We start from the raw sequence: 19,630 nt of genomic DNA, 5'->3' as shown, positions 1-19,630 counted from the left end.
TAGGACTGTATGACGGTTCACTCGGGCGAGTGGCGGGCCTTTGGCCCCCGCCCGGGGGACTGTCTACGGTGGGCAGTCACTGCTGACACGGTGCAGCGGCGCATCCACGGGCTCCGGCCCGGGTGTCCGCCTGGGCGTCAGCCCACGCGCCGGCCCGACGAGGACACGAGGACGGACTCATGAAGCAGGCCATCAAGGTTGCCGGTACCGCGGCGCTCGGCGTCGCCATCGCGACGGTCGCGGCCGGCGCCGCCTCCGCGGCCGCCCCGGGCGGCCTTCCCGCGCTGCCGGACACCAGTGGCGTGACCGGGGCCCTCGGCAAGGCCCCCGCGGTCGACGGTCCGGTGAAGCAGACCACCGGCCTGCTCGACCAGAAGTCCGGAACCCAGGCCCCCGCCGCGCAGGCGCCGGCTGCCGCCGCGCCCGAGGCCGCTCCGGTCTCCGCGAGCGGCGCCACCCGCGGCCTGCCGGTCGGCGCGGTGCAGGGTGCGGCCAAGCAGGTCCCGCTCAGCGGAGCGCTGGGCAGTGTGGTGCCGCTGGGCGCGACCGCGCCGGGCCTCGGCGGCTGAGCACGGCGGCTCCGGAGCCGCCCCACGCGTCAGGCCGTCCACCCCGCTGAGGGGTGGACGGCCTGACGCGTCTGCTGCCCGCCGCCCGGGCGTGGCGCTCACGGCTCCTGCGGCAGCAGGAACCAGAGCGCCATGTAGAGCAGGACCTGCGGGCCGGGCAGCAGGCAGGAGGCCAGGAAGATCAGCCGGACCGTCCACGGGGTGAGGCCGAAGCGCTCGGCGACCCCGGCGCAGACGCCGGCGACGAGACGGTTGTGGCGAGGGCGGGCAAGCGTGCGCATGGGGATCTCCGAGCGGTGGCGGTGTGGTGCTCCGGTGGTCCCGGGGCTCGGTATCCATGCTGCGCCGCGATGACCTGCCCGGACGTCCGCCTGACTGTCGATCCCGGACCCCGGTCTCTCACCGGGGAGCGGTGGCCGGCTCTCGGGGTCGGCCTCAGGGTCGTCCCCGAGGCCCGGCGCGAGGGGCACGGCGCCAAGGGCACGGCGGGGGAGCGCTGCTCAGAGGTGGTGCGCGCGGTGCACCGAGGCGGGCAGCGTGCCCGGCCGGGGGGACAGCAGCCGCAGGGCGCGCCCGCCGTCGCTCGGGGCCTCGTTGCGCGGAGTCTGGGCGTGCGGCGGCTGGGTGCGGGGCGTCGCGAAGGCCGGGCGGACCTGCGCCGCCGGGGCGTCGTCACCGCCGGGCCGACCGGTCCCCGGGGGAACCGCCGAGCCCGCCGCGGCCGCCGCACCCGCTTCGCCCGCCGCCGCCTCGTCCGGCCACGGGTGACGGGCCAGCCAGGCCCGCAGCCGGACCCGACCGACGGGGACCACCAGCAGGTGGGCGGCCGCCGCGCCGATGGTGCCCAGCAGTATGTCGTCGACGTTCAGCAGGTGGCTGGTCAGGCCGGTGCGCACCACCTCCATCGCCGTCGCGAGCAGCGCGTTGATACCGAGGGTGTGCAGGAAGGACGGCAACCAGGCCTGCCGCAGCCGTCCCTGGGCCAGCGGCAGCAGGACGCCGAGCGGGGCCAGCACGACCAGTGAACTCAGCACCTGCCGCAGGCCGGCCGCGCCACCGGTGGCCAGCGCGCGGTGCACGGAGGCGAACGGCGTCAGGTTGGAGTCGTAGGACCAGCCCGCTGGCGGCTGGCGCAGTGCCAGCCAGCCGAGCAGCAGGAAGTACAGCACCAGCATGGTCAGGCCTGCCGAGCGCAGCAGCGGCGGCAGCAGCTCGGGCCCGGCCCCGGCCGCCTGGCCGCCGGGTGCGTCGGCGCCCGGCTCTGGGTCTTGGGCGTCGTCGAGCGGCCGGGCCGTCACGGCCGGCCGTCGGTCTTCGATCCGCACACTGTCGCGTGCTCGCCGCACGCCGGTGCCATCTCGCTGCACGCCAGAGTGGACGCGGCGCCGGGCGCGCGCGGTTCCCGGCACACCCCGCCGGCTCGCGCATGGCGCCGGTCACAGGCTCCCGGCGTCCGCCGCTCGGCGGCGCCAGGCCTCAGGGGCACCGCACGGGCCCGGTCGGGCTGGGGGTCGCCGAGGGCAGTGCGCTGAACAGGCTGCCGGTCGCCGGCGAGACCACCGGCGAGGGCTGGACCGAGGGGTGCACGGGGTTCTTCGGGGTGGCGCTGGGCTGGCTGGTCGGCAGGGACGGCGGGTGCACCGGGCTCGGACACGCGGTCCGCACGGCGGGCCGCCCCGCGTCGACCGGGACGGCCGTGGGCCGGATCCCGCAGCCGGAGGCCAGGGCGACCGTGACCGCTCCGACCCCCAGGACGAGCACCCACCGTCCGGCTCCACTGCTGTTGGTGGCCTCGTTCACTGGGGCGTCCTCCGCTCGGTACCGTCTCCCGAGTCTCCCGCATCCCCCGAGCCGCTCGTACCGCCGCCGGGGCGCTGGTCGCCGGTGCCCCCGCCGCGCTGCCCGCGTGCGCCGAGCCCGCTGCTGACCGGGCCGCCGGCCGCGGGACGTTCCGGCGGGACCAGCGGCAGCCGCAGGGTGAAGACCGCGCCGCCCTGCGCCCCGTTGGCGACGGTGATGGTGCCGCCGTGGATCTGGGCGTTGGCCATCGCGATGGACAGGCCGAGCCCGCTGCCCTCCGAGCGGGCCCGCCCCTTGTCTGCCTTGTAGAACCGGTCGAAGACATGCGGCAGCACGTCCTGCGGAATGCCGGGGCCGCTGTCCGAGACCTCCACCACCACCTCGCCGGCGCCGGTCGGTCCCACCCCCTGGCTGACCTTGACCCGCACCGGGGAGCCGCCGTGCTTGAGCGCGTTGCCGATCAGGTTGGCGAAGACCACGTCGAGCCGGCGCGGGTCGACCACCGCCAGCACCCCGCGCGGCGCGTCCACCTCCACCGCGTCGTACCAGGCCCGGCCGTCGATGCAGGACATGATCAGGTCGGCGATGTCCATCTCGTCGGCGACCAGCTTGGCGGTGCCCGCGTCGAACCGGGTCACCTCCATCAGGTTCTCCACCAGGTCGGAGAGCCGGCGGGTCTCGCTGACCACCAGCCGCACGGCCGGCTCGATCATCGGGTCCAGCGACTCGGCCTCGTCCTCCAGGATGTCGGTGACCGCGGTCATCGCGGTCAGCGGGGTGCGCAGCTCGTGCGACATGTCGGCGACGAACCGCCGGCTCTGCGCCTCGCGCGCGCTCAACTCGTCGACCTGGTGCGAGAGCTGCTCGACCGCCTGGTTGAACGTCCGGCTCAGGTCGGCGAGTTCGTCGGCGCCGGTGACCTCCAGCCGGACGTCAAGCTCGCCCTCGCCCAACCGCCGTGCGGCATCCCCCAGTTGACGCACCGGGCGGAGCACCGCGCTGGACGCCGCCTGGGCCAGCAGGGTGGCGGCGACCAGGGCGAGCATGGTCGCCACCGCCAGCGACCAGGCCAGCGTCTTGAGGTCGTCCCGCTCGTTGTCGAGCGACTTGAACATGTAGGCGGTCAGGCCGGTCGGCACCACCTTGGTGCCGCCCACCAGGTAGGGATCACCCTTCAGGTTCACCCGCTGCCAGTAGAGGTGGTTGGTGAACGGGATCGCGGTGGTCGCGCTGCGCGGGGTGGCGACGGTGGTGACCAGCGCGTGCGGCACCTGGGCCAGGGTGAACTGCGGGTCGGAGAAGGCCGCGCAGCCCGGCTGGCTGTCGTCCACCACCACGACGTCGTAGTTCAGGCCGGAGCTGGCCACGTCGTTGGCGAGCTGGGCCAGCTCCGCGCAGGTGGCGCCCTGCGGCAGGGCCGAGACGTTGCGGCCGAGCGAGCTGCGGAAGTCGTCCAGTGCGGTGTTCTGGGCGCGCTTGAGCACCGCGTCGCGGTTGAGCCAGTAGGCGATGCCGGAGGCGGAGACGGCGGCGGTCAGCGCCACCACGGCGAAGACCGCGGCCAGCCGCACCCGCAGCGAACTGAGTCGGAGCCGGCGCAGTGTCCGGGACAGCCGGTGGCCGTTCTGATGGTCAGTCACGTGTCAGGTCAGCCATTCGGTGTCAGGGCAGCTGGCAGCGGTGCGCGGTTCGGTGGACGGTTTCGCGGGCAACGGGGCGACGGGGTAGGTGGGGGAGGGCGGCGTCGGTCAGGCGGGCGGGTCCAGACGATAGCCCACCCCGCGCACCGTGCGGATCAGGGTCGGCGCCGAGGGGACGTCCTCCACCTTGGCCCGCAGCCGCTGCACGCAGGCGTCCACCAGTCGGGAGTCACCGAGGTAGTCGTGTTCCCAGACCAGTCGCAGCAGTTGCTGGCGGGAGAGCGCCTGACCGGGGCGGCGGCTCAGTTCGAGCAGCAGCCGCAGTTCGGTGGGGGTGAGCTGGAGGTCCTCGCCGTCCTTGGTGACGGTCATCGCGGAGCGGTCGATCACCACCGAGCCGAAGGCGGAGGAGTCCGAGTTCTCCCGCTCGCCGCGGCGCAGCACGGCCCGGATCCGGGCGTCCAGCACCCGTGGCTGCACCGGCTTGACCACGTAGTCGTCGGCTCCGGACTCCAGGCCGACGACCACGTCGATGTCGTCCGAGCGCGCGGTGAGCAGGATGATCGGCAGCTGGTCGGTGCGCCGGATCCGGCGGCACACCTCGAAGCCGTCGATTCCGGGCAGCATCACGTCGAGAACGATCAGATCCGGACGCTGTTCCTTGAACAGCCGAAGGCCGTCCTCGCCGGACGCTGCGGCGGCCACGCGGTGGCCCTGGCGGGTGAGAGCGAGTTCGAGGCCGGTCCGGATGGCGTCGTCGTCCTCGATCAGTAGGAGGAAAGGCACGCGTTCATTCTGGCTCACCGGATGTGCCGCCGGGAACCGCCTGGGGCAGAGCATGCGTCGTCGGTGTCGGACGGCGGCTCGGGACGAAGGTCCCGCCCCTTGTGACACCGCTGTGACAGTCGCCGGACACCGTCATGACGGGCGACGGGCAAGCTTTTCCATGTCAACGCGACGAACCGGCACGACCGGGACGGGGCGAGGGCACCGGAAAGAACCCGCTCGTACCGACCATGGGGGCGCCACATGACCGCAACGCTTGAGACCCGGGGCATCCTGGATGCACACAACCCGGCCGTCCGCGGCTTGCGTGCCACGGCACACCGCGTGGTCGAGCACCGTGTGATCGAGCAGGGCCGGACCGAACAGTGCACGGGGGCCCGCCGGGTGAGCGGCGGGATCCGGACGGGCGAGCACCGCGCGTTCGTCCGCCCGGGCAGTGTTCCCGTGGGGGCGGGAACCGGCCGGACCGTGGGTGACTCGGGGGAGTCGACCGACGGCCGGACGACGGGCGCCACCCTCTACCGGCTCGCGCCGGTGGAGCAGAGCGTCCCGCAGGGCGAGCAGGGAGGCGCGCAGGGGGAGCACTCGGCCGCCGAGGTGGACCACCTGACGGAGTTCACCGCGTATGTGCGCGAGCGTCGCGCCTCCCTCTACGCCACTGCCTACCACCTGACCGGTGACCGCTACGAGGCCGAGGACCTGCTGCAGAGCGCGCTCTTCAGCACCTACCGCGCCTGGGGCCGGATCAGCGACAAGGCCGCGGTCGGCGGCTACCTGCGCCGCACCATGACCAACCTGCACATCTCCGCCTGGCGGCGCCGCAAGCTCAACGAGTACCCGACCGAGGAGCTGCCGGAGACGGTCGGCGACACCGACGCCATGGGCGGCACCGAGCTGCGCGCCGTGCTCTGGCAGGCGCTCGCCAAGCTCCCGGAGAACCAGCGCACCATGCTGGTCCTGCGCTACTACGAGGGCCGCACCGACCCGGAGATCGCCGACATCCTGAACATCAGCGTCGGCACCGTCAAGAGCAGCATCTGGCGCGCCCTGCGCCGACTGCGCGACGACGAGCAGCTCAACCGCAACGGTGACACCGCGCACGCCTTCGGCGAGCTGGTGGCGTAACGCTTCACCACAGGAACTCCCGTCGGGGGACGGGTGAGGGCGCGGAGGCAGGCGGCTCGGGGGAGCCCGCCGGCTGGGAAGCCGCGAACTCGCAAAGAAGCTGGGCCCGGTGTCTTGGGAGAGGCCACCGGGCCCAGCTGCGTGCCGTCGGAGTGTCAGCCCGAGTCGCCGCCGCTGTCGCCGCTGTTCCGGTTCAGGCTCCGGCGCCGGTGCCTGTGGGTGATGCGCACCAGCTCGCCCGTGGCAAGCGTCACGGTCGCCACGCCGCGGACCCAGCGGGGCCCGCCGCGCTCCGCCCACACCACGCAGGCGCAGCCGCCGATGGTGAGCACCAGGATGCCGAGCAGTACCAGACCGAGCATGTTCTCCACCTCTGTGTTTCCGTGTGTTCCTACGGGCGGCCCTGCTGGCGGGTTCAGGCGGGGAGGGGCCCCGGCGTACTGCGTCTTCCCGCGCAGCGGACGGCCAATCGGACACGACCGGGTGGCAGGGAGCCGCCGGGCAGGTCCTAACCGTCGGCCGCCAGTGCCGGACCGCTGCACTGCCCGTCGTGCTGTCCGTCCTGCTGCCCGTCGGACCGGCCGGCGCGCCGTTGGTCGCGGTAGCGGCCGGGGGAGAGGCCGTACTCGCGCTTGAAGGCTTTGGCGAAGGCGAACTCGCTGAGGTAGCCGACCTGTTGGGCGATGCGGTGGAGCGGGGCGTCGGATTCGCGCAGCAGGCGGCCCGCGGTGGTCATCCGCCACCAGGTGAGGTAGCCGAGCGGGGGCTGGCCGACCAGAGTGGTGAAGCGGCGGGCGAAGGCGGCGCGGGACAGGCCGGCCCGGGCGCCGAGTTCCTCGACGGTCCACGGGTGGGCCGGGTCGGCGTGGATCTCGCTCAGCGCGGTGGTGACCACCGGGTCGCCGAGCGCGGCGGCCCAGCCGCCGGTGGCCGCACAGGCGGTCTCCTCGAAGAAGGCGCGCAGGATGTAGAGCAGCAGCGTGTCGAGCAGCGCGGGCGTCGCCGCGTCCGAGCCGAGCCGGCGCTCGGTCAGCTCGGCACCGAGCAGGTCGATCAGGGAGCGCAGGGCCGGGTGGTGGCCGACCCGCGCCGGCAGGTGGACCACCTCGGGCAGCGCGGCCAGCAGCGGGTGCGGGCGGGCCTGGTTGAGCTGGTAGGCGCCGCAGAGCATCGTGGTGACCTCGCCGCCGGGCGATCCGGTGAGGAGGGTGGCGTCGCGCTGGGCCGGCAGCAGGCCGCCGTCGGTGATGACCACGTCGATCAGGCCGGTCTCCAGCGAGTCCGCCAAAGCGAACCCGCGGCCGCTCGGCAGCAGCACCACGTCGCCGACGCCGAGCCGGACCGGCGGCGCGTCCCCGGGTGGGAGCAGCCAGCAGGAGCCGCGCAGCACGATGTGGAAGCCGGCGCCCGGGGCGGGCGGGAAGCGCATGCCCCAGGGGGCGAGCTTGTCGGTGAGCCCCGAGTGCGGGCGGCCGGTGCGCATCACGGTGATCGCGTCGCTGAGCACGTCCATGGCGGGAGCGTAGCGCTCACCAGCGCTCCATGGGGCGAGACGATCGGACAGGAGAACGAGACTTTCCGGCATGGGACGTCTCGTCCGGCACACCTACGGTGGAGGTACGTCAGCGAACTGACGCGTGATCATCTGATTGTTGTGATGGGGGATTCCGCCATGGCCAAGGCAGTGGTGTTCGACGAGATCGGTGGACCCGAGGTCCTGAAGATCGTGGAGGTGGAGCTCGGCGAGCCGGGGCCGGACGAGGTGCTGGTACGGGTCGAGGCGCTCGGGCTGAACCGGGCGGAGGCGATGTTCCGCGGCGGTACCTACTTCTACCAGCCCGAGCTGCCGGGCTCCCGGCTCGGTTACGAGGCCACCGGTGTGGTGGAGGCGGTCGGCGCGGCGGTCACCGGATTCGCCGTCGGCGACCTGGTGAGCACCGCGGCGCTGGGGAACTTGAGCACCCACGGCGTCTACGGGGACCGGGTGCTGGTGCCGGAGACCAACCTGATCCACCGCCCGGGCGAGGTCGACGCGGTGACCGGCGCGGCCGTCTGGCTCTCCTACACCACCGCGTACGGCGCGCTGGTGGACAAGGGCGGGATGCGGCCCGGGGACACGGTGCTGATCACCGCGGCCTCCAGCAGCGTGGGGGTGGCCGCGATCCAGATCGCCCGGCACCTGGGGGCGATCCCGGTGGCGGCGACCCGGACGGCGGCGAAGCGCGAGCAGCTGCTGAAGCTCGGTGCCGCGCACGTGATCGTGACGGACGAGGAGGACCTGCTGGGCCGGGTCGGCGAGATCACCGGCGGTCGGGGCGCCGAGCTGGTCTTCGACCCGGTGGCCGGGCCCGGGTTGGCCACGATAGCGCAGGCGGTGGCGCCGGGCGGGCTGCTGATCGTCTACGGCTGGCTGGACTCGCGCCCGACCCCGCTGCCGCTCAACTGGGGGCTGCGGGTGCTCGGTTACAGCAACCTGGACATCACCGGCGATCCGGCCGCGCGGCGGCGGGCGTGGCACTTCGTCGACGCCGGGCTGCGGGCGGGGACGCTGGCGCCGGTGGTGGACCGCGTCTTCGACCTGAGCGAGATCGTCGAGGCGCACCGGCACCTGGAGGCGAACGGGCAGGTGGGGAAGGTTGTGGTGACGGTGTCGCACTGACGGTGTCGCGCTGACAGTGGGGCGATGACGGCGAACGGATGACAGATTTTGAAATCTGTCATCCGTTCGCCGTTCGCCGTTCTCTGTTTTCGCGTCTCGGGGGTTCGTCATCGACTTCCTGCGCGAGTTGGAGGTGAATTCTCACGATCTGCGAATACGGCGTGACAGTGCGCAGTTAGCATCCCGAGGGGGTTTCATTCGGCTCGTACAGACGAGGAGGGGCCGTGCCGGCGCCAAAGGAACTCGATCCGACAAGCTCCCTGGCGGCCTACCTCGGCGCACAGATCCGCCGACGGCGGGAGGCGCTGGGGCTGACGCAGAAGCAGCTCGGGCAGATGGTGTTCGTCTCGCACAACCGGATCGCGCAGATCGAGCTGGCGACCGACCCGCCAGGGCGGGAGATGATCAAGCTGCTGGACGCGGCGCTCCGGGCGAACGGCGAGCTGATCGATCTGTGGGGACACCTGAGTGACCCGAAGTACGACCACTTCGCGAAGACGTTCCTGCATCGGCAGGCTGAGGCCAGCATGATCCAGGAGTACTCCCTGATCATCCCAGGCCTATTGCAGACCAAGGCCTACATGCGGGCGATCTTCGCTGACGCTGATGGTGTGCTGGGTGACGGCACGACGGAGGAGAAGTTCAACGATCGGCTCGCGCGCCAGCGGATCCTGCATGCCGAGAACCCGCCGTGGTACCGAATGACGCTTCACGAGTCGGCCCTCTATCTTCCTGTCGGCGGGCATCAGGTGATGCGCGGACAGCTGGCCCACTTGCTGGAGGTGGGCCAGCGGCGGAATGTTGACGTGCAGGTGGTCCCGCTTCATGCGCTTCCGCTGACTGCTCTGGGTGGATCGCTGTGCCTGCTCACGATGCCCGACGGCTCGCGGTCGGCCTACACCGAGGGGCTTGATACTGGACAGTTCTCCGAGCAACCGGCGGACGTCACCCGATTGACGGTCATCTACGATCGGGTGCAGGCAGCCGCGCTCGGCCCGGAGATGTCGGCTGCCTTCATCCGGAACGTGATGGAGGAACGGTACACGTGGGAACCGCCACCCCTGACCTGAGCAACGCGACCTGGCGCAAGGCTAGTTACAGCGGTGGTGGCGGAAGCAACTGCGTGGAGGTCGCGGCTGGCTTCACCGGTGTCACCCCCGTGCGGGACTCCAAGGACCCGGCCGGGCCGGCGCTCGTGTTCCCCGCCGACTCGTTCGCCGCGTTCGTCGGGGAGCTCAAGGCCGGCCGCCTGCAGTAGCGTCACTGGACGTCGACGCCTGCCCGAGTCGGTGCTCCGGCTGCCGTCGACCACGCGGCCCGAGCGGGGCCGCGTGGTCGCAGGATCCGGGAGGCTGCGTCCTGGACCTGGTGAGTGGGGCGGTGGCGATCGGGCCGATGGGTTGTCCAATCGGGGATCGCGTGCCACCTGTTCGAGCGAACGGGCTTTCCGTCGGTTGACGTGGGCATCCCGCGTCGGCCCGAGCGCTCGGGGAATCGGGATGGCTCGCGGCTGTACCGGCAAATGAATCTCCTCTCGCTTCTGGCATATTCAGTTCTGCTCACCGAGATGCCCTGCGGACTGTGTGGCGCGGGGTGCGGCGGGCGGTATGAGCGGTGGTGAGTTGACGCACGAGCTGGTGCAGGGAGACGGCTGCGGTGATGGGTGGCAGGCCTGCGACGACGATGTCGAGGACGCCGAAGAATGTCCGGCACGCATCGGAGATGCAGAGCCCGGTCGCGACGCTGGAGGAGATGACCACCACGGCCCACGAGTGGGCCGGCCGCCGCCCTTCGAGGGCGGCGCGCAGCACCGAGAGGCAGCCCACGAGCCACGGGCCGTAGACGATGACCGGCCACAGGTGCGACAGCCCGTGCGGCACCCGGGACTGCGCCAGGTCCCGCAGCGGGTCGTAGGAGAGCATCCCGCCCAGCACGCACACGGCTGCGACCAGCACGGCGGTCAGCACCCCGAACGCCTCCCCGATGGCCAGTGGCCATGACACGACCGGGCGTTGGGCCCTGCGCCGGCGGTGGGAGGCGGTCGGGGCGCCCAATTCGGCGGAGTCCGCACCCGTGGCGTGCAGACCGGCGTCGTCGAGAGGGGCGCGCGGACGGGGCAGCGGGATCTCCTCGGGCGCCCAGGTCCCCTGCCCTCCAGTGGTCGGGTAGCCGAGCCGTGGGCCGCGGGGTGCGGTGTCCCCGTCGTAGCGGCCTCCGGCTTCGTAGAGCGCCGTCACGGCGAGGTCGTCCAGCACGCCGTAGGGAGCGCCCGCATATCGGAGGGAGAACTCGCCTGCTGGGTCATACATGGTCAACTCCGCGGTTTATTAATGCTGTTGTCCGACCTGCCGGCGTCGTCGCCGGGCGCGTCGCGGGGATCATCCTTCGACCGCTGCCGGCTCGACGACGATGCGAGCGGCGAAGCTCTCCTCGAGCTGGCGGATCGTTCGCAGGAACTCGGCCAGCAGGCGGGAGCAGTGCCGCAGGACGACGCGTTCGCCGTTGCACGACAGGTAGCCGGCCCGCACGTCGCCCGCCGCGTTCCGGCGATCGGGGACGAAGAGCCACTTTCCGACGTTGCAGACAGGGTCACGATCCGGCGGAGGCACGGTATTCGCGTAGCACATTGAACTCATGACTCTGTTAACGACCGAGTGCCGGTGTCGCGCCTACGGAATTCGGGCGTCTTTTCATATCCAATTCCTGAGGTGCTCCCCGAAATTACCCCGACGATGCGCCGGACAGCATCCGGCATTATATGCTCAGGATGCTCGTCGAAATTCCCCAGCGCCGACCGGGGCGGCCATCATACATTCATTACCGCTGGCCGGTGCTCGGTGAACTTCCCCAAGTGGTCCAGGGGGGTGGCGTGTTCACAACCAGCGGTGCTCTCCCAAATTCCCCACCCCGTACGGTTGGAAAACAAATCCCAGCTACTCAGCTTCTGCTGCATCGTGTAACGTTTTCGCCTCGTCAGGGCGTCCGCCATCAACTTGCACTCGGCACGATTCTCGGGTCCGGCTTGAAGGGGGTCTGGAATGCTCACCAGGAAGGAATACGCGGAAGCGCGGGAACTGCGCCGCGTCGGGTGGTCGATCTCCGCGATCGCCCGGCACCTGGGGCGTGACCGCAAAACGCTGAGGGCGTACCTGGGCGGCAGACGGGTCGCAGGGGTCCGCAGCCCCGCTCACGACGTGACCCAGCGCTTCCTGCCCTACTGCCGCCAGCGCCTGGCCGATGAGCCGCACCTTGCGGCGACGGCGCTGCTGGCGGAGCTCGTCGAGCTGGGCTATTCGGGTGGCTATTCCACCCTCACCCGCGCCATCCGCAAGCACCGGGTGCGCCCGCCCTGCCGGTGGTGCGGCCCGGGTATGTCCCCCGCCGGGACACCCGCACCGGAGCGGTCGGACGACGAGATCCGGTTCGCCTGGCTGGAGCTGGCCGATCCCCCCACGGAGTGGGGGTGCGGCGGCCGTCTCCACCTGCTGACGGGCTCGCTGGCGAGCTCGGGCCGCTGGCGCGCGGTGCTGGCCGAGAGCCGGGACCTCGCCCAACTCGTCGCGGCCGTCGACCAGGTGATGCGGGGGCTGGGCGGCACCGCGCCCCGCTGGCGGCTCGACCGGTCGACGGCCGCCTGCTGCGCGGTGAACGGGCGGGTGACGCCCGCCTTCGCAGAGGTGGCGAGGTACTACGGCGCGGTGGTCGACCTCGCCCCCGCCACAGAGGCCGCCACAGAGGCCGCCATGGCGGCCGACGCGGACCGCGATGCGGTGCTCCGGTCCTGGTGGAGCTCCGCCGCGCACGGCGCGGGCCTGCAGGCCGCCCAGGAGGAGCTCGACCGGCTCGCGGCGCGGACGGACCGTCGCCACCGGGGCGCGAACGGTACGCGTGCGACGTCCGGTGCCCCCGCCGCTCCGGCGCGAACGCTGATGGATCTGCCGACCCTGCCGTTTCCCGCCAGCGTGTGCGTCAGCCGCATCGTCAGCCCCCAGGGGCTGGTGTCCTTCCGCGGCAGTTTCTACGCGGTCCATGTCGACCTGGCCGGCGCCCTGGTGGAGGTCCGCCAGCGCTTGGACAAGCCGCACCTGTCGATCGCGACGCTGAACGGAGCGGTCATCGCCCGCCACACCCTGGCCCCGCCGGGAGCAGGTCTGACGGTGGTCGACCGCGACCACGCGATCGCCCGGGACGCCCTGGAACGTCCCGCACGCCTGCCGCGGGCCGAGGTACCGGCCTGCCAGGGCGGCAGGGACCGCCGTCCGCTCTCCCCGGCGGCGCTGGCCGAGGCCGAGGCGCTGCGCGCCGGTCCGGCGGACTGAGGAGGCGGCGGCCTCAGACGCCCGCCGTGACCCGCTCGCCCTGCTGCACCACGGCGCGGACCCGGGCCGCGGCCTCGTCGCCCGCGCAGGCGTGGGCGCCCAGCTCGATCTGGCGGGCGATGATGCCGGCTTCGGCGCGCATCAGGCGCCAGCCGCGGCGGAGCAGGTAGGGGACGGACTTGCGGCCCTCGCGCACGTCGCGGCGGAACCGGCGCCAGGCGGTGGTCAGCGGGCGGTTGCGCAGGCACAGGGCGGCGCCGAGCAGGTCCTCCGCGTCACAGGCGCCGACCAGCTCGGCGGCGAAGATGCCCTCGGCGATGAAGGCGGGGGCGCCGGCCAGGTCCAGCGTGTGCGAGCCGGCGCGGCCGTTGGCGGGGATCGAGTAGACCGGGACCTCTGCCCGGCCGGTCTCCACCAACTGCCGGATCGCGGCCAGCGCCTGGTCCCGGTGCCAGGAGAGGGGCGAGTCCCAGTCGGTGCCGGAGCCGTCGGCCAGCAGCGGCAGGCTCGGGTCGTCGCCGTCCTTGTAGAAGTCGTCGAGCTGGAGCACCGGCAGGGCCAGGCGCTCGGCCAGTGAGGACTTCCCCGAACCCGAGGGCCCGCAGAGCAGCACCACACGGGCGCGGGTGGTCGGGGCGGGGTTCAGCTGCGTGTCACTCACGAGACACCAGTCTGACGTATCGGGTGCCGTGCTCGGAACCCGTCGGGCGGGGGGAAAAGGGCGACGGGCCCGCGCCAGGGGGGGGAGAGGCGCGGACCCGTCAGTGGCGCGTCCGGGCCCCGGGGGGGGGAGGGGCACTGGGGACGGCCAGTTCAGGAGGGTGGTACCGGACTACTGACCCATGGGGTGCCAGACCGTCTTGGTCTCCAGGAAGGAGAGCAGTCGCTCGACACCGGGGGCGGTGGTCCAGTCCTGCGCCGACGGATCGACCGCCGGGCGCAGCACCCGCTTCAATGTATCCGCAGCGGCGGCCTCCAGAACAGCCGCCGCGCCAGCACCGTCGGCAGCGATCGCGCCGGTGAGGTCGAGTGCGTTGACGTCCTGGTGCGAGGCGAGCGTCGGGGCGAGGTCCGCGGTGCGGCCCGAGATGATGTTCACCACGCCGCCGGGCACGTCCGAGGTGGCCAGCACCTCGCCCAGCGACAGGGCCGGGAGCGGGGCGTCCTCGGCCGCGGCGACCACCACGGTGTTGCCGGTGGCGATCGCCGGGGCGATCACCGAGACCAGGCCGAGGAACGAGTGCCCGTAGCCGGTCTGCGGGGCGACGATGCCGACCACGCCGGTCGGCTCCGGCACCGAGAGGTTGAAGTACGGCCCGGCCACCGGGTTGGCGGCACCCGCGATCTGCGCCACCTTGTCGGTCCAGCCCGCGTACCAGACCCAGCGGTCGATGGCCTGCTCCACCAGCGCGGCGGACTTCTTGGCGCCCAGACCCTCGGCCGCGGCCACCTCGGCGGCGAACTGCTCGCGCCGCCCCTGCAGCATCTCGGCCACCCGGTAGAGCACCTGGCCGCGGTTGTAGGCGGTGGTGCCGGACCAGCCCTTGACCGCCGCGCGGGCGGCGAGCACGGCGTCGCGGGTGTCCTTGCGGGTCCCGAGCGGGGCGTTGGCCAGCCACTGGCCCTTGCCCGCCGCGCCGGCGGCTGATGTTGCAGTGGTCACCTCGTACACCCGTCCGCTCTCGGAGCGCGGGAACTTCCCGCCGACGAACAGCTTGTAGGTCTTGAAGACGTCAAGACGCGTGGCGATATCAGACATCGAGGTAGGCCTCCAGACCGTGCCGGCCACCCTCGCGGCCGTAGCCCGACTCCTTGTAGCCGCCGAACGGCGAGGTCGGGTCGAACTTGTTGAAGGTGTTGGCCCAGACCACGCCGGCCTTGAGCTTGTCGGCCATCCAGAGGATGCGCGAGCCCTTCTCCGTCCAGACGCCGGCGGAGAGGCCGAAGGGGGTGTTGTTGGCCTTGGCGACCGCCTCGTCCGGGGTGCGGAAGGTCAGCACCGAGAGCACCGGGCCGAAGATCTCCTCCTGGGCGATCCGGTGCGCCTGGCTCACGCCGGTGAAGATGGTCGGGCGGAACCAGTAGCCGGCGGAGGGCAGGTCGCAGGCCGGGGCCCAGCGCTCGGCGCCCTCGGCCTCGCCGGCCGCGGTCAGCTCGGTGATCCGGGCCAGCTGGGCGGCCGAGTTGATGGCGCCGATGTCGGTGTTCTTGTCCAGCGGGTCGCCCACCCGCAGGGTGGCCATCCGGCGCTTGAGCGCCTCCAGCAGCTCGTCCTGGATCGACTCCTGGACCAGCAGCCGGGAGCCGGCGCAGCAGACGTGGCCCTGGTTGAAGAAGATGCCGTTGACGATGCCCTCGACCGCCTGGTCGATCGGCGCGTCGTCGAAGACGATGTTGGCGGCCTTGCCGCCCAGCTCCAGCGACAGCTTCTTGCGGCTGCCGGCCAGCTGCCGGGCGATCGACCGGCCGACGTTGGTCGAGCCGGTGAAGGCGACCTTGTTGACGTCCGGGTGCGCGGTGAGCGCGGCACCGGTGCGGCCGTCACCGGTGATGATGTTGACGACACCCTCGGGCAGGCCCGCCTGGCGGCAGATCTCGGCGAACCGCAGCGCGGTCAGCGGGGTGGTCTCGGCCGGCTTGAGGACGACCGTGTTGCCGGTGGCGAGCGCCGGGGCGATCTTCCAGGCCAGCATCATCAGCGGGAAGTTCCACGGGATGACCTGCGCCGCCACGCCCACCGGGCGCGGATTGGGGCCGAAGCCCGCGTAGTCGAGCTTGTCGGCCCAGCCGGCGTAGTAGAAGAACCATGCGGCGACCATCGGCAGGTCGAAGTCGCGGGTCTCCTTGATCGGCTTGCCGTTGTCGATCGACTCCAGCACGGCCAGCTCGCGCGAGCGCTCCTGGATGATCCGGGCGATCCGGTAGAGGTACTTGGCGCGCTCGCTGCCGGGCAGCGCCGACCAGTCGCCGAAGGCCTTGCGGGCGGCCTTGACCGCGCGCTCGACGTCCTCCTCGGTGCCCTGGGCGAACTCGGCCAGCACCTGCTCGGTGGCCGGGTTGACCGTCTTGAGCGCCTCGCTGCCGCTCGAGTCGACGAACTCGCCGCCGATGAAGTGGCCGTAGGAGGTGGCGATCCCGCCCGCCGCGGCCGGCGACTCGGGGGCCGGGGCGTAGTCGAACAGCGGCCCGCTCTTGGGCAGTTCGGCCTCGGTCTTCTTGTTCTTGGCCATCGTGATCAGTCCACCGTCACGTAGTCGGGACCGGAGTACCGGCCGGTGCGCAGCTTCTGACGCTGCATCAGCAGATCGTTGAGCAGGCTGGAGGCGCCGAAGCGGAACCAGTGCGGGCTCAGCCACTCGTCGCCGAGCGTCTCGTTGACCATCACCAGGTACTTCATCGCGTCCTTGGTGGTCTTGATGCCGCCGGCCGGCTTCACGCCGATCTGCACACCGGTGGCCGCCTTGAAGTCGCGCACGGCCTCCAGCATCAGCAGGGTGACCGGGGGAGTGGCGTTGACGGCGACCTTGCCGGTGGAGGTCTTGATGAAGTCGGCACCGGCCAGCATGGCCAGCCAGGAGGCGCGGCGCACGTTGTCGTAGGTCTGCAGTTCGCCGGTCTCGAAGATCACCTTGAGGTGGGCCGCCGTGCCGTCGGGGCGCAGGCAGGCCTGCTTGACGGCGGTGATCTCGTTGTAGACGTCCAGGTAGCGCCCGGAGAGGAAGGCGCCGCGGTCGATCACCATGTCGATCTCGTCGGCGCCGGCCGCCACCGCGTCGGCGGTGTCGGCGAGCTTGACCGGAAGCGCGGCGCGCCCGGCGGGGAAGGCGGTGGCCACCGAGGCCACCTGGATCCCGGTGCCGGCCAGCGCGGCCTTCGCGGTGGCGACCATGTCCGGATAGACGCAGATCGCGGCGACCTGCGGGGCGGACTGGTCGCTCGGGTCGGGGTGCTTCCCCTTGGTGCACAGGGCGCGCACCTTGCCGACCGTGTCCGCGCCTTCCAGCGTGGTCAGGTCGATCATCGAGATGGCGAGGTCGATCGCGAAGGCCTTGGCCGTCGTCTTGATCGAACGCGTTCCGAGGGAGGCGGCGCGGGCTTCGAGGCCGACGGCGTCGACGCCGGGCAGGCCGTGCAGGAAGCGGCGGAGCGAGGCCTCCGAGGCGGCGACGTCGCTCAGGCCGCCGCCCGCGGCGCCGGGGGCGTTGGCTGCAACAGTGGACATAGTCACCAGATGAGCATATCTACGCGCGTAGCCAATGACTAGGAGGGGTCCCGCTTCGATGCCGGACCGAGATCTGGGGCGGGGAGCGGCGAAACCTTCACAGAACCTGCGCCCGCCCCGGTAGAGCGCCGGGTTACGCGGGTAGCGTCCCTGACGGGGGAGGCGAGAGCTAGGGGGTGACGCGGTGTTCGAGTCGGCGCGCTGGCCACTGGTGTGGACCGGATTCCTGTTGATGGCGATGAGCGTGCGTCTGGCGGTGACGGTGCGCTCCCACCGGCACCGGCGGCTGCGGCGGGCGGCTCGGCCCAGCCGTCTGGAGTGGCTGCCCGGCCTGGCCGGGCTGGGGCTGGTGGTGGCCGCGGGCCCGCGGATCCTCTGCGCGGGCCCGGCGGTGCTGGCGGCGGCCGACGACCTGGCCGTGCTCGCCTGCACCGGAGTGCTCGGGCTGCTGCTGTACGGCGGGGTGGTGCTGGCCCGGCGGCTGCGCGGCTGATCGCGCGGCACGCCGGGCCGGCACCGAATGCTAGTTCTGCCAGGTGTCGTTCAGAGTGCCGCCCGAGGAGCCGGAGTTGGCGCTGTGGTTGGCACCGCCCTCCCAGGTGATGTTCCCGGAGCCGTCCTTGACGAGGTACTTGTACTGGAAGGCGGTGTTCGCGGGCAGGCTCAGCGTGCCGCCCCAGGCCGGGTAAGCGGCCGAGGAGAGCGGGACCGCCGCGTTCGGGTCCCAGCTGCCGAGCGCCGGGATCGAGCCGACCAGATAGACGTTCTGGCCCCAGCTGGTGGTCTTGTTCTCGGTGAAGTTCTCGGCGACCGTCCCGTTCGAGCCGGTGGCGTAGATCGCCACCGAGTCGCCGGGGTTGACCGTCACGGTGGCCTGCCCGGTGGCGTTGACGCTCACCGTCGGGCCGCTGCAGCCGCCACCCGCGGCGGGGTCGCCGTGGATGACGTCGCAGTAGCTGCCGGGTGCGAGGCCGGTGCTGAAGGTCTGGGTGACCGCGCTGCTGCCGTTGTTGATCGCGACCCAGGCGGTGTTCCCGCGGCTGAACGCGATGGCGCTGGTGCCGTTGTCCCACCAGTTGGCGACCGGCTTGCCCTGGGCGGCGTTGTGCCAGCGGACCATGTTGGCGATGCCCTGGTTGCGGTCGGTGCAGATCCACGCGCCGGACGAGCAGTCGGTGGCGGTCACGAAGCCGTTCGCGTCGGCCGGCGGGGACTGGTCGCTGGTGCTGAAGTCGAAGCCGGAGTACACCTGCGGAGTGCCGTAGCCCCAGGCGAGTTCGAAGACGGTGGCCAGCGTGTACTTGCTGCCGTCCTTGTAGCTGAGGGTCTGGCCGCTGCGCTCGGTGTCGTGGTTGGCCACCATCACCGAGGACAGGTTGCTCGGCTCGATGCCCCAACTCTGCCCGAAGGTCTTGAGGTTGGCTATGTTGCCGTTGAACTGGCTCTTCAGGTCGTAGGCGTAGGTGAACTCGATGACGCTGCCGTTGCCCTCGAAGGCCGAGGGGGCCAACTGGCCGCTGCTGCCCGGGATCACCTCCTGGTAGACGTAGGGCCGCGAGCCGGTCCAGGTGGTGTTGTTCACCCGGCTCAGGATGTTGGCCATGTCGGCCTGCGCGATGTGCTTGGCGGCGTCCATCCGGAAGCCGTCCACGCCGTAGCCGACCAGCTTGTTGAGGTAGCCGGCCAGCTTGGCGCGGACGTCGTCCTGCTCGGTGGCGAGGTCGGAGAGCGAGGAGAGGTCGCAGTCCTGCACCTGGGTGACGTTGTTCCAGTCGGTGATGCTCATGTCCGCGTTGGGGCAGGGCGGCGAGAAGTGGAAGTCCGCGCTGGTGTACGGCACGTTGTTGTACGTGAAGGTGGCCGGGTTGAAGCTCGCGCCGCCGTAGGAGTCGGTGCTGCTCTGGTTGGCACCGGCGGTGTGGTTGAGCACGGCGTCGGCGTAGACCTTGACGCCCGCGTTGTGGCAGGCGGTCACCATCTGGGCGAACTGCGCCTCGGTGCCCATCCGGCTGTTCAGGTCGTAGGCCACCGGCTGGTAGACGTCCCACCAGGCGTGGGTGCTGCCGGCCAGGCGGATCGAGTCCTCGGGCGGGGCCACCTGGACCGCGCCGTAGCCCTTGGGGCCGAGCACGGTGGTGCACTCGTTGGCCACCGAGGGCCAGTTCCACTCGAAGAGGTTGGCGATCGCGTCGCCGCCGTCGGGGGCGGGTGAGGCGGCGGGCGCGGCGGCCGGGGCGGTCGGCGCGGCGTGCGCGGCGCTCTGCAGGCCGAGCGGCAGCAGGGCGCCGGCCAGCAGGGCGGTGGCGGTCAGCGCGGCTGGTCTACTGGTCCGGTGTCGTCGGAGCAGCGTCATGGGAGGACTCCCGTGGGGGTGGGGCCGTCCTGCCGAGGACCGGGGCGCAGGTTCGCGTGCTGCGCGCCGGGGGTGGGGCTCGGCGGGGGCGGGATACCGATGGTCGGTGGGTACGCCGGCTCGACCCGCGAGGCTCCGGTGCACCGCGGCTAGACCT

Annotated in this window: 21 protein-coding genes; 7 read left to right on the top strand and 14 right to left on the bottom strand. The window is 71.9% G+C overall.

Going from position 1 to position 19,630, the window contains the following annotated elements:
* The first annotated feature begins 179 nt into the window (after nt 1-179).
* Entirely contained in the window at nt 180-569 is a 390-nt protein-coding gene (locus tag OG500_RS15530; protein WP_329580747.1) for an ATP-binding protein, read from the top strand.
* 98 nt (nt 570-667) lie between these two features.
* Here OG500_RS15530 and OG500_RS15525 read toward each other — a convergent pair whose 3' ends face one another.
* The 5 genes from OG500_RS15525 to OG500_RS15505 form a co-directional block, all read right to left on the bottom strand.
* A complete protein-coding gene (locus OG500_RS15525; protein ID WP_327067273.1) occupies nt 668-850 on the bottom strand; it encodes a PspC domain-containing protein in 183 nt (60 codons plus the stop codon).
* A gap of 219 nt (nt 851-1,069) precedes the next feature.
* Nucleotides 1,070-1,867, bottom strand: a complete 798-nt coding sequence (locus OG500_RS15520) for a VanZ family protein (protein WP_329580744.1) — start codon at nt 1,865-1,867, stop codon at nt 1,070-1,072.
* 178 nt (nt 1,868-2,045) lie between these two features.
* Nucleotides 2,046-2,369, bottom strand: a complete 324-nt coding sequence (locus OG500_RS15515) for a hypothetical protein (protein WP_327067271.1) — start codon at nt 2,367-2,369, stop codon at nt 2,046-2,048.
* The gene (locus OG500_RS15510) at nt 2,366-4,009 is read right to left on the bottom strand and encodes a sensor histidine kinase (RefSeq protein WP_327067270.1); all 1,644 of its coding nucleotides are present in this window, start codon (nt 4,007-4,009) and stop codon (nt 2,366-2,368) included. The genes OG500_RS15515 and OG500_RS15510 overlap by 4 nt, the downstream gene beginning before the upstream one ends.
* Before the next feature lie 108 nt (nt 4,010-4,117).
* Complete coding sequence (locus tag OG500_RS15505) at nt 4,118-4,795, bottom strand: response regulator transcription factor (RefSeq protein ID WP_327067269.1); 678 nt, start codon at nt 4,793-4,795, stop codon at nt 4,118-4,120.
* A 243-nt stretch (nt 4,796-5,038) separates the two neighbouring features.
* On the opposite strand from OG500_RS15505, the gene OG500_RS15500 reads away from it, so the two are divergent.
* Nucleotides 5,039-5,920, top strand: coding sequence for a SigE family RNA polymerase sigma factor (locus OG500_RS15500; protein WP_442907040.1), 882 nt, complete (start codon nt 5,039-5,041; stop codon nt 5,918-5,920).
* Nucleotides 5,921-6,075: 155 nt separating this feature from the next.
* On the opposite strand, the gene OG500_RS15495 is transcribed toward OG500_RS15500, so the two are convergent.
* Together OG500_RS15495 and OG500_RS15490 are read right to left on the bottom strand one after the other, a co-directional pair.
* Nucleotides 6,076-6,282 carry a hypothetical protein gene (locus tag OG500_RS15495; RefSeq protein WP_329580736.1) on the bottom strand — a complete coding sequence of 69 codons (207 nt, stop codon included), beginning with the start codon at nt 6,280-6,282 and terminating at the stop codon, nt 6,076-6,078.
* A gap of 146 nt (nt 6,283-6,428) precedes the next feature.
* The gene (locus OG500_RS15490; RefSeq protein ID WP_329580734.1) at nt 6,429-7,433 is read right to left on the bottom strand and encodes an AraC family transcriptional regulator; all 1,005 of its coding nucleotides are present in this window, start codon (nt 7,431-7,433) and stop codon (nt 6,429-6,431) included.
* A gap of 159 nt (nt 7,434-7,592) precedes the next feature.
* Here OG500_RS15490 and OG500_RS15485 point away from each other — a divergent pair, with 159 nt between their 5' ends.
* The 3 genes from OG500_RS15485 to OG500_RS15475 all read left to right on the top strand — a co-directional run bounded on the left by OG500_RS15485 (nt 7,593) and on the right by OG500_RS15475 (nt 9,837).
* Complete coding sequence (locus OG500_RS15485; RefSeq protein ID WP_327067265.1) at nt 7,593-8,579, top strand: zinc-dependent alcohol dehydrogenase family protein; 987 nt, start codon at nt 7,593-7,595, stop codon at nt 8,577-8,579.
* Nucleotides 8,580-8,803: 224 nt separating this feature from the next.
* Entirely contained in the window at nt 8,804-9,649 is an 846-nt protein-coding gene (locus OG500_RS15480; protein ID WP_327067264.1) for a helix-turn-helix domain-containing protein, read from the top strand.
* Nucleotides 9,625-9,837 carry a DUF397 domain-containing protein gene (locus tag OG500_RS15475; RefSeq protein ID WP_329580728.1) on the top strand — a complete coding sequence of 71 codons (213 nt, stop codon included), beginning with the start codon at nt 9,625-9,627 and terminating at the stop codon, nt 9,835-9,837. The genes OG500_RS15480 and OG500_RS15475 overlap by 25 nt, the downstream gene beginning before the upstream one ends.
* 301 nt (nt 9,838-10,138) lie before the next feature.
* Here OG500_RS15475 and OG500_RS15470 read toward each other — a convergent pair whose 3' ends face one another.
* Entirely contained in the window at nt 10,139-10,888 is a 750-nt protein-coding gene (locus tag OG500_RS15470) for a DUF2637 domain-containing protein (RefSeq protein WP_327067261.1), read from the bottom strand.
* A 69-nt stretch (nt 10,889-10,957) separates the two neighbouring features.
* Entirely contained in the window at nt 10,958-11,206 is a 249-nt protein-coding gene (locus OG500_RS15465; RefSeq protein WP_329580725.1) for a hypothetical protein, read from the bottom strand.
* Nucleotides 11,207-11,773: 567 nt separating this feature from the next.
* Between OG500_RS15465 and OG500_RS15460 the strand changes: the two genes are divergently transcribed.
* Nucleotides 11,774-12,898 carry a Mu transposase domain-containing protein gene (locus tag OG500_RS15460; RefSeq protein WP_329580722.1) on the top strand — a complete coding sequence of 375 codons (1,125 nt, stop codon included), beginning with the start codon at nt 11,774-11,776 and terminating at the stop codon, nt 12,896-12,898.
* A 13-nt stretch (nt 12,899-12,911) separates the two neighbouring features.
* Here OG500_RS15460 and OG500_RS15455 read toward each other — a convergent pair whose 3' ends face one another.
* From OG500_RS15455 to deoC, 4 genes are all read right to left on the bottom strand, one after another.
* Nucleotides 12,912-13,559, bottom strand: coding sequence for a uridine kinase family protein (locus OG500_RS15455; RefSeq protein ID WP_327067258.1), 648 nt, complete (start codon nt 13,557-13,559; stop codon nt 12,912-12,914).
* 171 nt (nt 13,560-13,730) lie between these two features.
* Complete coding sequence (locus OG500_RS15450; protein WP_329580719.1) at nt 13,731-14,657, bottom strand: aldehyde dehydrogenase family protein; 927 nt, start codon at nt 14,655-14,657, stop codon at nt 13,731-13,733.
* Nucleotides 14,650-16,128 carry an aldehyde dehydrogenase family protein gene (locus tag OG500_RS15445; protein ID WP_327067256.1) on the bottom strand — a complete coding sequence of 493 codons (1,479 nt, stop codon included), beginning with the start codon at nt 16,126-16,128 and terminating at the stop codon, nt 14,650-14,652. Before OG500_RS15445 ends, OG500_RS15450 begins: the two co-directional genes overlap by 8 nt.
* Nucleotides 16,129-16,133: 5 nt before the next feature.
* A complete protein-coding gene (gene deoC, locus OG500_RS15440) occupies nt 16,134-17,120 on the bottom strand; it encodes a deoxyribose-phosphate aldolase (protein ID WP_329580714.1) in 987 nt (328 codons plus the stop codon).
* Between the two features lie 238 nt (nt 17,121-17,358).
* On the opposite strand from deoC, the gene OG500_RS15435 reads away from it, so the two are divergent.
* Nucleotides 17,359-17,613, top strand: coding sequence for a hypothetical protein (locus OG500_RS15435; protein ID WP_327067254.1), 255 nt, complete (start codon nt 17,359-17,361; stop codon nt 17,611-17,613).
* Between the two features lie 30 nt (nt 17,614-17,643).
* Here OG500_RS15435 and OG500_RS15430 read toward each other — a convergent pair whose 3' ends face one another.
* Complete coding sequence (locus OG500_RS15430) at nt 17,644-19,473, bottom strand: carbohydrate-binding module family 20 domain-containing protein (protein WP_329580709.1); 1,830 nt, start codon at nt 19,471-19,473, stop codon at nt 17,644-17,646.
* Between the last annotated feature and the right edge of the window lie 157 nt (nt 19,474-19,630).

The organism is Kitasatospora sp. NBC_01250, assembly GCF_036226465.1.
In the GTDB taxonomy this organism is placed as follows: Bacteria; Actinomycetota; Actinomycetes; order Streptomycetales; family Streptomycetaceae; genus Kitasatospora.
Note: the sequence above shows the minus strand (reverse complement) of the source record. Positions and strands in the feature narration are given on the sequence as shown.